Source organism: Chroococcidiopsis sp. CCNUC1 (assembly GCF_023546805.1).
GTDB classification, from domain to species: Bacteria; Cyanobacteriota; Cyanobacteriia; order Cyanobacteriales; family Chroococcidiopsidaceae; genus Chroococcidiopsis; species Chroococcidiopsis thermalis.
Genome location: NZ_CP097480.1, coordinates 5836959 through 5850805 on the forward strand (window position 1 = coordinate 5836959; position 13847 = coordinate 5850805).

General features: G+C 41.0%; 10 protein-coding genes. 5 read left to right on the forward strand and 5 right to left on the reverse strand.

The window, feature by feature from the left end; translation table 11 throughout:
• Positions 1–44: 44 nt before the first annotated feature.
• The 3 genes from M5J74_RS27060 to uvrA all read right to left on the reverse strand — a co-directional run bounded on the left by M5J74_RS27060 (position 45) and on the right by uvrA (position 4289).
• Positions 45–890, reverse strand: coding sequence for a carbohydrate ABC transporter permease (locus M5J74_RS27060; RefSeq protein ID WP_250014314.1), 846 nt, complete (start codon positions 888–890; stop codon positions 45–47).
• 376 nt (positions 891–1266) lie between these two features.
• Positions 1267–1521, reverse strand: a complete 255-nt coding sequence (locus tag M5J74_RS27065) for a hypothetical protein (RefSeq protein ID WP_250014315.1) — start codon at positions 1519–1521, stop codon at positions 1267–1269.
• 35 nt (positions 1522–1556) lie between these two features.
• Positions 1557–4289 (reverse strand): excinuclease ABC subunit UvrA, encoded by a 2733-nt coding sequence (uvrA, locus tag M5J74_RS27070; protein ID WP_250014317.1) that lies wholly within the window; start codon positions 4287–4289, stop codon positions 1557–1559.
• Between the two features lie 150 nt (positions 4290–4439).
• Here uvrA and M5J74_RS27075 point away from each other — a divergent pair, with 150 nt between their 5' ends.
• The 5 genes from M5J74_RS27075 to M5J74_RS27095 all read left to right on the forward strand — a co-directional run bounded on the left by M5J74_RS27075 (position 4440) and on the right by M5J74_RS27095 (position 11804).
• Positions 4440–5162: a WecB/TagA/CpsF family glycosyltransferase gene (locus tag M5J74_RS27075; RefSeq protein ID WP_015156979.1), complete on the forward strand. Its 723-nt coding sequence runs from the start codon at positions 4440–4442 to the stop codon at positions 5160–5162.
• A 20-nt stretch (positions 5163–5182) separates the two neighbouring features.
• Positions 5183–6748, forward strand: a complete 1566-nt coding sequence (locus M5J74_RS27080; protein WP_250014319.1) for a glycosyltransferase family 39 protein — start codon at positions 5183–5185, stop codon at positions 6746–6748.
• A gap of 175 nt (positions 6749–6923) precedes the next feature.
• Entirely contained in the window at positions 6924–8516 is a 1593-nt protein-coding gene (locus M5J74_RS27085) for a glycosyltransferase family 39 protein (RefSeq protein WP_250014321.1), read from the forward strand.
• Positions 8517–8563: 47 nt separating this feature from the next.
• On the forward strand, positions 8564–10111 hold the full coding sequence (locus M5J74_RS27090) for a hypothetical protein (protein WP_250014323.1): 1548 nt from the start codon (positions 8564–8566) through the stop codon (positions 10109–10111).
• 115 nt (positions 10112–10226) lie between these two features.
• Positions 10227–11804, forward strand: a complete 1578-nt coding sequence (locus M5J74_RS27095) for a DUF6798 domain-containing protein (RefSeq protein WP_250014324.1) — start codon at positions 10227–10229, stop codon at positions 11802–11804.
• Between the two features lie 29 nt (positions 11805–11833).
• Here M5J74_RS27095 and M5J74_RS27100 read toward each other — a convergent pair whose 3' ends face one another.
• Positions 11834–12523 (reverse strand): M15 family metallopeptidase, encoded by a 690-nt coding sequence (locus M5J74_RS27100; protein ID WP_015156985.1) that lies wholly within the window; start codon positions 12521–12523, stop codon positions 11834–11836.
• Between the two features lie 111 nt (positions 12524–12634).
• Complete coding sequence (locus M5J74_RS27105) at positions 12635–13801, reverse strand: WD40 repeat domain-containing protein (RefSeq protein WP_250014326.1); 1167 nt, start codon at positions 13799–13801, stop codon at positions 12635–12637.
• Positions 13802–13847 lie beyond the last annotated feature (46 nt).

The window sequence follows — 13847 nt, forward strand, 5'->3', positions numbered from 1 at the left end:
AATTCTTATTTCCAAATTCCGAATTCCGAATTCCGAATTCCGAATTACCCTTTCACGCCGCTACCTGCTGCTGTGGGTACGATGTAACGTTGCACGAACAGAAATAAAATTAAAATTGGTGCAATTGAAATTATCGAACCAGCTGCAATTAATCGCCAGTCTAAAGAGAAGGTTCCTGCTAACATTGCCACCCCTAAAGGTAAAGTGTAAAGTTCGGGGCGATCGATCACAATCAAAGGCCAAAGAAAGTCACTCCAAGCACCGATAAAAACAAAAATTGCCAACGTGACGAGGGCAGGGCGAATAGCTGGTAGCATGACGTTCCACCAAATACCTAATTCCGAACACCCATCAATTCTGGCTGCTTCTTCTAATTCTTTCGGAACGCCTTGAAAGGCTTGCCGTAGTAGAAATATACCAAAAGCAGAGGCGATCGCCGGAAAAATAATTCCCAAATAGGTATTTTTCATTCCTAACTGTACTGTCAAAATATACAGCGGAATCATCACAATTTGAAACGGAATCATGATGGTAGTGACAATTGCCGTAAAGATAATTTCTCGACCGCGAAATTCTAAGCGGGCGAGGGGATAAGCTGCTAAAGCACAAAATAATAAATTCAATCCCACTGTCAGCAATGCTACGAGCGTGCTGTTAAATAAATACCTGCCAAAAGGATTTGTCTGCCAAACGCGGACAAAATTATTAAATGTTGGCTGACTGGGTAAAAATTGCGGTGGAAACTGAAAAATATTTTCTGTCGGAGATTTCAGCGACGTACTCAGCAGCCACAGCAGAGGAAACAGCATTAAAATTGCGATCGCGCCTAGTAAACCATACGTCCAAATTGTTCGCCAAGTTTGATTTTGTCTTTGTTTACCCTGATTCATACATTCCTCACTGCGATCGAATATCTCATCAATAGCAAAGCAAATTTCTTTCAAAGTAGGAATCAATCGATCGTAAATTAACTTATTTATTTAAAAAAATTTAGATTTATCTGGTAAAGACACTTGATTTATTTGTAATTTCATCTTACTATGTTAATAGTATTTTTTTAACTGAATGCTTGTTTAAAGCAGGTTAGTTGAGGTGCGCGATACAATTGTATCGCGCATTTGTATTGCGCATTGTTTTGTAAAGAGTTATTTTGCAGAAAATTGTAGATTTTTGCAATCTTGGCGGAGAAATTTTTGAACGCGGATGTAGGCAAAACCTTCCCACGGGGTACGCAGATTACAAGCGCCACATTTTGACTTTTAACTTTTAACTTTTGACTTCCTTAACAGCCGGATATTGTTGCAACACCTGCTTTAAATATTGTCCCGTGTAAGAACGAGAATTTTTTGCTACTACTTCTGGCGTTCCGACAGCGATAATTTCTCCTCCCTTATCTCCTCCTTCTGGTCCCAAATCTATCAACCAATCGCTACAACGAATCACATCTAAGTTATGTTCGATGACAATAATAGAATTACCTTTGTCTACCAATCTTTGCAGAACATCGAGTAATTTATGCACGTCGTAAAATGATAAACCTGTCGTTGGTTCGTCAATTAAATACAGAGTTTTTCCAGTGGCGCGACGCGATAATTCTGAAGCAAGCTTAACCCGCTGTGCCTCTCCCCCGATAATGTAGTTGCAGGTTGCCCCAAGTGCATATATCCCAAACCAACATCAAGTAAAGTTTGCAGTTTATTAAATGCTTTGGGAATATTTTGAAAGAAATCTACGCCCTCTTCTACAGTCATATTTAAAACATCGGCGATCGATTTATCTTTATACTTGACTTGGAGAGTTTCGCGGTTGTATCGCGCCCCTTTACAAATTTCACATTGCACGTAAACGTCGGGTAGAAAATTCATTTCAATCACGTTTACGCCTTGTCCGCCACAAGCCTCGCAGCGCCCTCCTTTGACGTTAAAGGAGAATTGCCCTGGTTTATAACCCCTAGCTTTTGCCTCGATAGTTTGGGAAAATACTTCTCGAATCGCATCGAAAACACCCGTGTATGTAGCTGGGTTAGAACGGGGAGTGCGTCCGATGGGAGATTGATCGATCACGATCGCTTTATCAACTGCATTTAAGCCCTTCATTTCCTCCAAGTCTTTCGGAAAGGGAACTTTGCGCGTTAGGTGGTGTTGTAAAGCTGGGTAGAGTAATTCGTTAATTAAGGTAGATTTGCCCGAACCGGATACTCCCGTAATCGAAACAAGTTTCCCCAAGGGAATTTCGACATCAATATTTTTCAGGTTGTTGCGATAGGCATTTTTAATAACTAACTCTCGTCCGTTTCCTTCCCGACGTTGGGCGGGAGTTTGAATCACTCGCCTTCCCGATAAATATGCCCCAGTTAAAGATTCCGGTGCAGCGAGTAAAGCTGGTAAATTCCCTTGGGCGACGATATTTCCCCCGTGGACTCCCGCCCCTACACCAATATCTACTAAATGATCGGCGGCGCGGATGGTTTCTTCATCGTGTTCGACGACAATTAATGTATTGCCCAAGTCTCGCAGTCTGGTTAAAGTTTGTAGCAAGCGCCCGTTATCCCTTTGGTGCAAGCCGATGCTGGGTTCGTCAAGGACGTAGAGTACTCCTGTCAAACCAGAACCGATTTGAGTGGCGAGGCGAATGCGTTGGGCTTCTCCCCCCGAAAGCGTCATGGCGGGACGGTCTAAGGTGAGGTAATCTAAACCGACATCAAGGAGAAATTGCAATCTGGCTTTGATTTCGCGCAACACCAAATCGGCAATTTGCATTTGGCGATCGCTCAGTGTAATACTACCAATTCTCTGATGGCATTCTCGAATTGAGACGCTGGTAAGATCGAGGATGTGATATTGTCCCAGACGCACGGCTAAGGCTTCCGGTTTCAACCGCTTGCCATGACATACAGGACAAGGTTGCTGGACGACATACTGTTCCAGCTTTTGCTTAATTAATTCAGAACTCGCTTCATCAAACTGGCGCTGGAGGATGGGGATAACCCCAGCGTAACGCCGATAATCTTTACGTTCTTCAATCCAAACGGGTTGGTCGCTACCGTATAAAATTGTCTGCTGCTGTTCTGAAGTTAGCTGGTTCCAACGGGTTTGAATTTCAAATCCAAAAGCTTTCCCTAAGCTGTAAAGTAAAGAAAGGTAGTAGGAGTTATCCTTTTCCGACCAAGGGGCGATCGCAGCATAGACTGATTGACTCGGATCGGGTACGACTAATTCAGGTGAGAAAGTTTGCATACTCCCCAAGCCGTGACAGTGAGGACAAGCCCCATAGGGAGAGTTGAAAGAAAACAGACGCGGCGATAACTCTTCCATTACCCCGCCGTGTTCGGGACAGGCGAAGTTTTCGGAAAATAATAATTCTTTCTCTCTACCTCTATCCTGGTCTTCTACTTGGTAGGAAGTCGCCCCTTCTGCTACTTTTGCCTGTAAAGTGGGATGAATTAATATATTACCTCCTCGCTCCTCGCTCCTCGCTCCTCGCCCCTCTTCCACATCCAACAAATCGATAACAGCAATCCCTTCCGAACGCCGCAGACAGGTGGTGAGGGAGTCAGTCAATCTCTCTTCCATCCCTGGCTTTTTAATCAAGCGGTCAATCACGACTTCAATATTGTGCGCTTGATTTTTATCCAATTCAATCGAATCGCTGAGTTCCCGCACTTCGCCATTAATGCGGACGCGGACGAATCCTTCCGAAGCCAGACTGGAGAGTAGTTTTTTGTGCGTCCCTTTTTTACCCCGCACGACGGGTGCTAAAATTTGAAATTTAGTTCTATCGGGTAATTCCATGATGCGATCGCACATTTCATCGATTGTCTGAGGCGCAATCGAGCGATCGCAGATCGGGCAATGCGGTTTACCCGCTCGTCCGTATAATAGACGCAGGTAGTCGTAGATTTCCGTTACCGTCCCCACCGTAGAACGGGGATTATGGGAAGTCGATTTTTGATCGATGGAAATTGCCGGACTCAAGCCTTCAATTGCTTCCACATCTGGCTTATCGACTTGCCCTAAAAATTGTCTTGCATAAGCACTGAGAGACTCTACGTAGCGCCGCTGTCCTTCAGCAAAGATAGTATCGAAGGCGAGGGAAGACTTACCGGAACCGGAAACCCCCGTAAAAACGATCAGGCGATCGCGGGGTAGTTCTAAGCTAATATTTTTGAGATTATGCTGTCTCGCGCCGCGAATGCGGATGGTATTTTGGCTATTGGGGTTAGAAGTATCTGCATGATGCCCGTTTGCGGATTCAGTGACTTCAATCTTTGCATCGGGACGGTAATTCATGAGGGCAAGGCGAAAGAGTCCGTTGACGATTTTAACGATTTTCCGACTGTTTTTGCTATTCAGTTATCATCTGATTTCGCTTACTAGCCTCTCGTGCGTAAATAAGGTAGCCTTGCTAAAGAGTTTTTCGCGGGGGGTTAGGGTAAGGTTATGAGTGCGGTCATGAAGCCTTTTTCGGTCATGGGGCTACCAGTCCATCTCATCGATGATTATACGGCTTGGTTGCGATCGCGCATCGGGCAGCAACTCGGTACTCATGTCGTAACGCTTAATGCGGAAATGAGTATGCAAGCCGAACAGAACCCTGCTTTAAGCAATGCTATTCAGCAAGCAGAGTTGGTGATTCCCGATGGTGCGGGGGTAGTACTCTACCTAAAATTACTATTTCACCAACAGGTACAGCGATGTCCTGGGATTGAATTGGCAGAGTCTCTATTGCAGAATACGGAGGCGCGGGTATTTTTCTATGGTGGTGCGCCTGGAGTAGCAGCCAAAGCCGCCGAAACGTGGCGACAACAAGTCCCAGATATCAATATTGTTGGCACGCAACACGGATACATTTCCCCAGAAGAGGCGGAATTTCAGCAAACCCTCAGTCAACTCCAACCTCAATTGATTTTGGTAGGTTTGGGAGTGCCACGTCAAGAATTATGGATTGCGCAAAATCGTTATTTGTGTCCTAATGCGACTTGGATTGGTGTTGGTGGTAGCTTTGATATTTGGGCAGGAACGAAATCAAGAGCGCCTGCATGGTTGGCAAATAATAATTTGGAATGGCTTTACCGTCTCTATCAGGAACCCTGGCGCTGGCGGCGGATGCTGGCTTTACCTCAGTTTGCAGGTAAGGCAATTGTTTACCGCTTAACTCATTGATATCGACCTCAAGCAATTCTATGCGCGGTGTATTTCAATTGCAAAAATCTTATTTTAGTCAAAAGGCTATTTTTTCTCTATTTTCGCCTCAAAAGCTGCCATATACAGTTATTGGTTTTGGCATTTTGGTACGGCTAGTTCAATATCTATTTAATCGGTCTTTGTGGAATGACGAAGCCGCACTAGCGTTAAATATTATCAATCGCTCGTATTTAGAATTGCTACAACCTTTAGATTACAACCAAGGCGCACCTATTGGCTTTTTGATGGTGGAAAAGTTAGCGGTGCAGGTGTTTGGAAACAACGAATATGCTTTGAGATTATTTCCTTTTGTCAGCGCGATCGCAAGTTTATTTATTTTCTACGAATTAGCTAAAAAATGCTTGCGATCTCGTCAGGCTGCGATTATCGCTCTTACTTTGTTTTCCACCGTACATATTTGGCTTCAGTTTGCTACAGAAACAAAACAATATTCTAGCGATGTGGCGATCGCTGTCATACTATCTTTCATTTTAATTGGCATAGAACGACAGCAAATTAAACTAAGACAAATCTTAAAATTTGGTGTTGTCGGCGCTATCGCCGTTTGGTTTTCTCACCCGGCTGTCTTTGTTTTAGCGGGGATAGGAACGAGCTATTTATTTATAAGTTTATTTCAACAAAAATTTTTATTTAGTTTAAAGCTGTTAGCTATCTATGCTATCTGGACGTTTAGTTTTGGTCTTTCATATTTTATTTCATTACGCAATATAGCCAGCAATCAATCTTTATTTAAATCATGGGCGGGACGCGGTACATTTCCTACATCTATTTGGGATTTCGGCTGGTTATTTAATGCCTTTGTAGAATTTTTTCACATTCCGTTAGGACTTCCCGATATTTTTCTAGGAATTGCGATTCTGGCGTTCTTATCTGGTTGTATCTCACTCTGGTTTCAAAATAGAGCTATTTTACTGACGTTGTTAGCTCCCATATTAGTAACTTTTTTCGCAGCTTATTTACAAAAGTATCCATTTAGCGGTAGGCTAGTCATATTTTTAATTCCTTTTTTTATCCTTTTCATTGCAGAAGGAACAGTGGCAATTCGACAGATAAGAGATCGTCGAGTTTTCCAGAAAGTCAGTACTCTGATTTTGATATTGCTTCTCGTTCCTCCCATAGGAACTGCTGCTTATCTCATCTTCGACCCCTATACTAAACAAGAAATTAAACCCGTTCTTAGTTACATGAGTAGTCATCAACAAACAGGTGATACTATTTATATTTACGAACGTGCTGAATATCAGTTCAAATATTATGCGAATTGGTATGGATATCAGGAAGGAGATTATATTTTAGGGATAGACGATCTCGATCGTCAAGATGGACAAGGTATTTCAGAAGCAGAATGGCAGCGATATACTAGCGATTTTGATAAGTTACGCGGTAAGCAAAGGGTGTGGATTTTATTATCTCACTTGCGGCGCTGGGAAGATGAGCAAGAAAGAGTTTTAGCTTATCTGGATGGTATCGGTAAACGTGTTGATGCTTTTGAGAAGGAAGGATCTTTTGTCTATTTATACAATCTTACATTAGCCAGCAAGTAGATATGTCACACTGCGATCGCCTCAACGATAATCTAGTAAGATAATCCTATACCACTATTATTTATGAGAGATCGACAAATACGTACCATTAATATTTAAGCTCTGAAGAATAATTCAAAATTAATCTATAAATTTTGAATTTTGAATTTTGAATTTTGAATTGGAGCGAAGTGACATGACTAGATGGCAATTATTAATTATCAGTTTTCTAGTTTTCGGTATATTTTTTCGATTTCTCTATCTCGATCGCAAGGTTTATTGGTACGATGAAGTCTTCACTTCATTGCGTATTTTTGGCTACACGGAATCAGAAGTGATTCAACAAGTTTCTCGTCATCCTGTTGTCAGTTTAGAAGATTTACAACGGTATCAGCACGACGCTGGTAGAAATTTATTAGATACGATAAAATCTTTGGCTACGGAAGATTTTCAGCATCCACCACTGTATTATGCGATCGCTCATTTTTGGGTAAAATGGTTGGGCGATTCAATTGCTGCAATTAGAGGTTTATCGGCTCTAATTAGCGTGCTTGTCTTTCCTAGTATCTACTGGCTGTGTAGAGAATTATTTCCGTCACCCTCGGTTGCTTGGGTTTCTATGGCGTTAGTCGCAGTCTCGCCATTTCATGTTTTAATGGCTCAGGAAGCACGTCAGTATAGTTTGTGGACGGTGATAATTTTACTATCAAGTGCGTCTGTACTAAGCGCTATTCGTCTCAGCAGTAAACTAAGTTGGAGACTGTACGCAATTAGTCTCATTGTAGGATTATATACATTTTTATTTACTGGTTTAGTCGCGATCGCTCACGGACTATATTTATTTAGTTTGAAGACAAAGCTGCAATTTAGCAAAGCAGTCTCTGCTTATTTTATCGCCTTTACTACCGCGATCGCAGCGTTTATCCCTTGGCTAGTTATTGTTGTCAGCAATTTTTCTGCGATTAATAGTAACGTCAACAAGGATGAAGCAATACCCTTACTTAGTTTAGTTAAAGCCTGGGTTTTCAACTTAAGTTATATTTTTTTTGATATTTGGGGACAGTCAAGTTTAGAATCTAGATTCGCTCTCACGCATCTTATCGTTTCACCATTCTTATTTCTGACAGGATACTCTCTCTATTTTTTATATCGGACAACAACCAAACAAGTCTCATTATTTATTCTATTGTCGATCGCAATACCAACTATACCCCTAATTTTACCAGATTTGATTTTAGGAGGACAGCGATCGCTGACGATGCGCTATCTTATTCCGACTTATTTAGGGATTCAAATTGCTGTTGCTTATTTGCTAGCTACTAAACTCTCGTCAAGCGGTGTCAAACAGCAAAAATTTTGGCGGTTGCTAACACTCGTGATATTAACTTCTGGTATTCTATCCTGTGTAGTCAGCGCTCGAACGGAGACTTGGTGGACTAAAGGTAATAGTGCTGAAAATCCTCAAGTTGCTCAAATAATAAATGAGGCAAATCGTCCATTGGTAATTAGCGATACTAAGATTGGCAGAATTATCTCTTTAAGCTATTTACTAGAACCAAAGGTTCAATTTCAGCTCAAACCCAAATGCCATACTTGCCAACTCGATTTTACAGCAAATCTATCCTTTAATTCCGGGATTTCTACGAACTACAGTGACATATTTGTGTACAAGCCTTCAGATGATATGTTAAACAATTTTAACCAAATACAGAATTATACAACAAAACTCGTTTACGAACCCGCCCGTCTCTGGAAGTTGAGCCAAGATAAATCAATTTCCCTAAATTAGGTATAGCAATTACTGTTGCGATCGCAACTCTATATTTATCCAAATTTATGCAAACTACTATAAAGCAATTTAAAAAGCTTCAACCCAGCAAATTTACTGCTTTCACTCTAAACAGAATATCATTCGTCATTATCGGCTTTGGTATCCTAGTCAGGCTAGTTCAATATCTATTTAATCGTTCTTTATGGAATGACGAAGCCGCACTAGCTTTAAATATTGTCAATCGCTCGTATTTAGAATTGCTCCAGCCTTTAGATTACAACCAAGGCGCACCCCTTGGCTTTTTAATGGTGGAAAAGTTAGCAGTTCAGTTATTTGGTAATAACGAGTATGCTTTAAGACTCTTTCCTTTAGTTTCTAGTATTGCTTCTTTATTCTTATTTTACCATTTGGCAAAAAGATGTTTGCAAAAACCAGCTATCCCCATTGCCTTAACTCTTTTTGTTGGTTTAGAGTATTTGCTTTACTTTGCTTCTGAAGTCAAACAGTATTCAACTGATGTAGCCGTCGCCATACTTGGCGCTACAATTGGAGTATCTTTGAATCGGAAAAAGATCGAGCCTTTTCAACTAATAGCATATGCAATAGGAGGTGCGATCGCAGTTTGGTTTTCCCATCCAGCAATTTTTGTTTTGGCAGGCGTAGGAATATATCATGTATTAGCTGGTTGGCAGCAAAAAAATAGAGAAAAGTTAATTATAGTATTGGCAGTAACTTCAATTTGGTTGATAAGCTTTGCTAGCTTATATTTTTTATCTTTGAGAAATCTCGGTGAAAGTGAATATTTATTGCGATCGTGGACAAACAAGTATGCTTTTCCTACCTCAATATTTGATATTAACTGGTCGTATTTAAGATATATCAAATTGTTCAAAGATCCTTTAGGTTTTTCCGAACCTTTGGTTATTGTTCCACGGTTAGTTTGTCTAGCTGGATTTATCTCCCTCTGGTATCGGAAAAGAGAAATCCTATTTATTCTAATTTCTCCTTTCTTAGTGACGTTGCTTGCAGGTTATCTACAAAAATATCCTTTTCACAGTCGCTTAGTTGTCTTTTTAACTCCCTTTTTTATTTTAGGAATTGCGGAGGGAAGCTATTTCATTTGGCAGAAAACTTGTAGAAATAAATTGACTGCTATTATCGGTATGTTAATTATCAGCTTGCTGCTTGTCGTTCCTATAGCCAATGCTACCCATCGCCTGGTACAGCCACAAACCAAACAAGAAATTAAGCAAGTTATAAGTTACGTAAAAACTCATCAACAGCCAGAAGATATTTTATACATTTATCAAAGAGCTGAATATCAATTTAGATATTATGCTGCAAAATATGGCTACCGTGAGGGTGATTACATTATGGGAATAGACGATCTCGATGAATATGATGGGAAGGGAATGTCAGAACAAGAATGGCAAAGATATCAAAATGATTTCGACCAACTGCGTGGGAAGAGAAGGGTGTGGGTCATATTATCTCACATTACTCACGTTCCAAATGAGCAGCAAAGAATTTTAACTTATTTAGATAGTATGGGTCAAAAAATTGATGTTTTTACAGTTCCCGGTTCGTTTGCGTACTTATATGATTTTTCTTAAAAGATGATAGAGGTACACATATTTGTAGTAGGGGCGCACAGCTGTGCGCCCCTACAGATGTATTGTATCTATATGGAAACCGCTATAAACAGATAACGCCCGGTTAAGAATACAAATGAAAATCAATCTAATTCCCTGGAAAAAAATTTTTCTGTCAATAAGTCAGTTTTTACTTATTTCTTTTGTCTTTGGAATTTCATACACTCAAAGACCTTTATACTACGACAATCAAACAACTAAATTTTTTCATGGACTAGCACAAGCTGGCTATGGTTTTTTGGAAAATGATTGGTTTGCAAGCACTATCGATCCTTTACCAGCTTTTACTTTTTTAGTTAAGATAACTCATTTATATTTAAATGAATATGCTTTTTATCTTTATTATATAATTATTTTTGGCGTATACATTTACAGTTTGACTGGAATTGTTTCATTTATTTTCCCAATTGGCATCAACTCTAGAAAAAACGTAGATGCTAAAGTCAATAGCGATCGCCTGAGATATCTAGTGTTTTTTGCTATTCTAATCGTCATTCATTCGATCAATATTCAAATTAAAGCTCTCGATTTAGATACGGCTTTAAATATTCATTATGGAGTTGCAGAACAATACGTTCTCGGACCTTACTTTCAACCGAGTAATTTTGGTGTTTTTATCATTTTCTCGATTTATCGGTTTCTCCACCGAAATTATTTCTTAGCTGTAGCTTGTCTAGCTATAGCAGCTACTTTTCATCCCACATATCTTATGGGTGCAGCAATTATTTGCTTGACTTACTTAATTATTATCTATAAAAACGAAGGTAGTTTGATTAAAGTCGTATCAGTTGGAGGTGTAGCAACTCTATTATTACTACCAGTATTTAATTATATGTATTTTCAGTTCAGACCAACCACCGCTGAACTGTGGGCAAAATCTCAATATATCATCGTCCAATTGAGAATCCCTCACCATTCTATCCCGCAGATTTTTTTAAGTAAACCTTCGGCTTATTTACAAATTCTTTTAGTTGTTATAGCACTGTATTTAATTAGAAAAACTAAAGTTTTTGCGACTCTATTTATTCCTTTCTTTATTATTGTTACTTTAACTCTTATTCAAATATTCTATCCCAATAATACAATAGCTTTTGTTGCTCCTTGGCGACTGTCTGCGGTTTTAGTACCGATCGCCACTAGTATTATAGTTGCTTGGCTCGTATCTTACTTATTCGATCGCTACTTTCAAGTAAAACACAAACGCTCGGTGATGGCGGCGAGTTTAGCTACAATATCTATGGTTTTTGTGCTTGGCTTGTACAATCAAGGACAAATGTTTGTAGAACAAGATAGAAGCGTTCCAATGTTGAATTATGTCAAAAAAACAACGCAACAAGAAGATCTCTATCTAGTCCCAAATAAAAATAAAGAGTTACGCAAATTTAGAGTTTATACAGGCGCTCCCATTCTGGTTAACTTTAAATCACATCCATACAAAGATGTCGAAGTTTTAGAGTGGTATGAAAGAAATTTAGCCGCACAAGCATTTTATGAATCGCCAAGCGATCGCCAGTGCGACATTTTAAAACAACTCGTAGCCGATTATCAAATTAACAAAGTCGTCACCGAAAGCCAAAATTTCAATGCTAGTTGCACCTTCTTAGCTCAACTCTACAAAGACGATCGCTATGGGGTTTATCAGCTTAAAAAGTGAGTCGTGTAGAGGCGTTACGTGTAACGTCTCTACACGATACCACCATACTGAGCTACAGGGCGATCGCTCAGCCATGCCCACATTTGATCGCCGAAGGAAAAATGCCACCATTCCCCAGGATGGCGCGTAAACTCAGCTTTGAGCATGATATCTTGCAATAACTGGCGGCGCTCGTGATATTCCTGCTCTACAGGATCGGCGCTATTTGCGAAATAATCGGGCTGCGATCGCGCTGACATCTCATCAATCGGAGAACCCATATTTACTGTCATTCCAGCCGCATCTACCAAGGTAATATCGACTGCTGCACCCGTACTGTGAGGTGGGGGAGTCTTGGGATCGGTGCTAGGAATTGCCCAAATTTGATACACTTGCTGCCATAAAGCCTGTTGTCGGTCGGGAGATAATTGTTCTACCGTCAGTCCTTCTGCTTGCAAAACGAGGCTGAAGGCATAATCTACCATAAATCGTTGAACGGCAATTGGACGATAGGCATCGAAAATCTGAATGCGCCACTGGGGATGAGATTGTTGAAGATAGGTTTGGGCTTGCAGTAGGCGATTCAGTACGCCTTGTCGAAGATGATAAGGCGATCGCCCTTGATAAGGCGCACCTAGTAATTGGTAGGGATGGGGTGACTCTACAGCAAACTTTTCTAAAGGAATTTCTACTAGCGGTTCCCCACACTCTGTAATTTGAATCTGTTGGTAAGGTTTCATTTATTCAGTTATCAGTTATCAGTGTAGAGACGTTACATGTAACATCTCTACAAAGCTATCAGTTATCTATCTCCTGGATTTTGACTTTTAACTTTTAACTTTTGACTTTATTTAAGATTTTTCTCGCCAAATTTTAATCGTTCTATCCTTGCTACCGCTAGCGAAATGTCCTCTGGGGCTGAAGGTAACGCACGTGACTCCAGCTGAATGATCTGATAAGCTGCGCAGTAATTCTCCATTGGCAGGATTCCACAATTTAATCGTTTTGTCTCCACTGGCGCTGGCGAGGGTGTCGCCATCCGCGCTAAAAGACAGCGACGTGACTTCTTTTTTGTGGGCTTTGATAGTTTCTTGTAACTTACCGCTTTCAACTCGCCATAGAATCATTTGCCCGTTATTGCTACCACTGGCAAGAGTTTCGCCATCGGGACTAAAGGCGATCGCGTAGACTGGACGTTTGTGTCCGGTAAAAGTACGAATCAGTTCGCCACTCTCGACATCCCAGAGTTGGACGCTATTGAAAAAAGTGCTGCTAGCTAGGGTTTTGCCATCGGGACTAAAGGCGATCGCCGTAACTCCACTGCCTTCGCTGATGACGCGCGCGGCTTTGCCAGTTCTGAGGTTCCATAACCTCACGGTGTTATCTCCACTACCGCTTGCCAAAAGTTTTCCATTCGGGCTAAACGCTACCGAACTTACCCAATCTTTATGTCCTACAAAGGTACGAATTAATCTTCTATGCCGTAAATTCCACACCTTGACTGTTCTATCCCCACTCCCACTAGCAAGAATCGTTTTTTGTCCGGTTTTGTCGGGCATAAACGCCAGAGAACTCACCCAATCTCTGTGTGCTATATAAGTTTGCAATAATCTTTTCCCTGCCAAATACCAGACTTTGATCGTCCGATCTCCACCGCTACTTGCAATCATCTGGCTGTTCGGGCTGAACGCTACTGAATAAACTGCCCGTCGATGCCCACCGCTAATCGTATCGACTTGAAATTTTCCCTGCCACAGACGAGTTAGGAGTAATGGTAGTTGGTAATTGGTAATTGGTAATTGGTAATTGGTAATTGGGTGGTGAGCGGTGAGTGGTGCGTGAGAAGAGGCGAGAGGCAAGAGGTGAGAGGCGAGAGGTTTCTCCCTCAGCCTCCCCAGTTCCCTCAGCTCCCTCAGCTCTCTTCCTCCCTGCTCCCTGCTCTCTGCTCCCTGATAGCTGACAACTAACAACTGACAGGCGATCGCAATAGCAATGGAAACTAAAGACTGAGGTGGCATAGATGAAGCTGGAGTGATACTGGCTGTATTATTGCTAACCTAGAAA

What these genes read in the sequence shown, in the direction of transcription:
- M5J74_RS27060 (WP_250014314.1), bottom strand. Translation starts at nt 890, where the DNA reads ATGAATCAGGGTAAACAAAGACAAAATCAAACTTGGCGAACAATTTGG.
- uvrA (WP_250014317.1), bottom strand. Translation starts at nt 4,289, where the DNA reads ATGAATTACCGTCCCGATGCAAAGATTGAAGTCACTGAATCCGCAAAC.
- M5J74_RS27075 (WP_015156979.1), top strand. Translation starts at nt 4,440, where the DNA reads ATGAGTGCGGTCATGAAGCCTTTTTCGGTCATGGGGCTACCAGTCCAT.
- M5J74_RS27080 (WP_250014319.1), top strand. Translation starts at nt 5,183, where the DNA reads ATGCGCGGTGTATTTCAATTGCAAAAATCTTATTTTAGTCAAAAGGCT.
- M5J74_RS27085 (WP_250014321.1), top strand. Translation starts at nt 6,924, where the DNA reads ATGACTAGATGGCAATTATTAATTATCAGTTTTCTAGTTTTCGGTATA.
- M5J74_RS27090 (WP_250014323.1), top strand. Translation starts at nt 8,564, where the DNA reads ATGCAAACTACTATAAAGCAATTTAAAAAGCTTCAACCCAGCAAATTT.
- M5J74_RS27095 (WP_250014324.1), top strand. Translation starts at nt 10,227, where the DNA reads ATGAAAATCAATCTAATTCCCTGGAAAAAAATTTTTCTGTCAATAAGT.
- M5J74_RS27100 (WP_015156985.1), bottom strand. Translation starts at nt 12,523, where the DNA reads ATGAAACCTTACCAACAGATTCAAATTACAGAGTGTGGGGAACCGCTA.
- M5J74_RS27105 (WP_250014326.1), bottom strand. Translation starts at nt 13,801, where the DNA reads ATGCCACCTCAGTCTTTAGTTTCCATTGCTATTGCGATCGCCTGTCAG.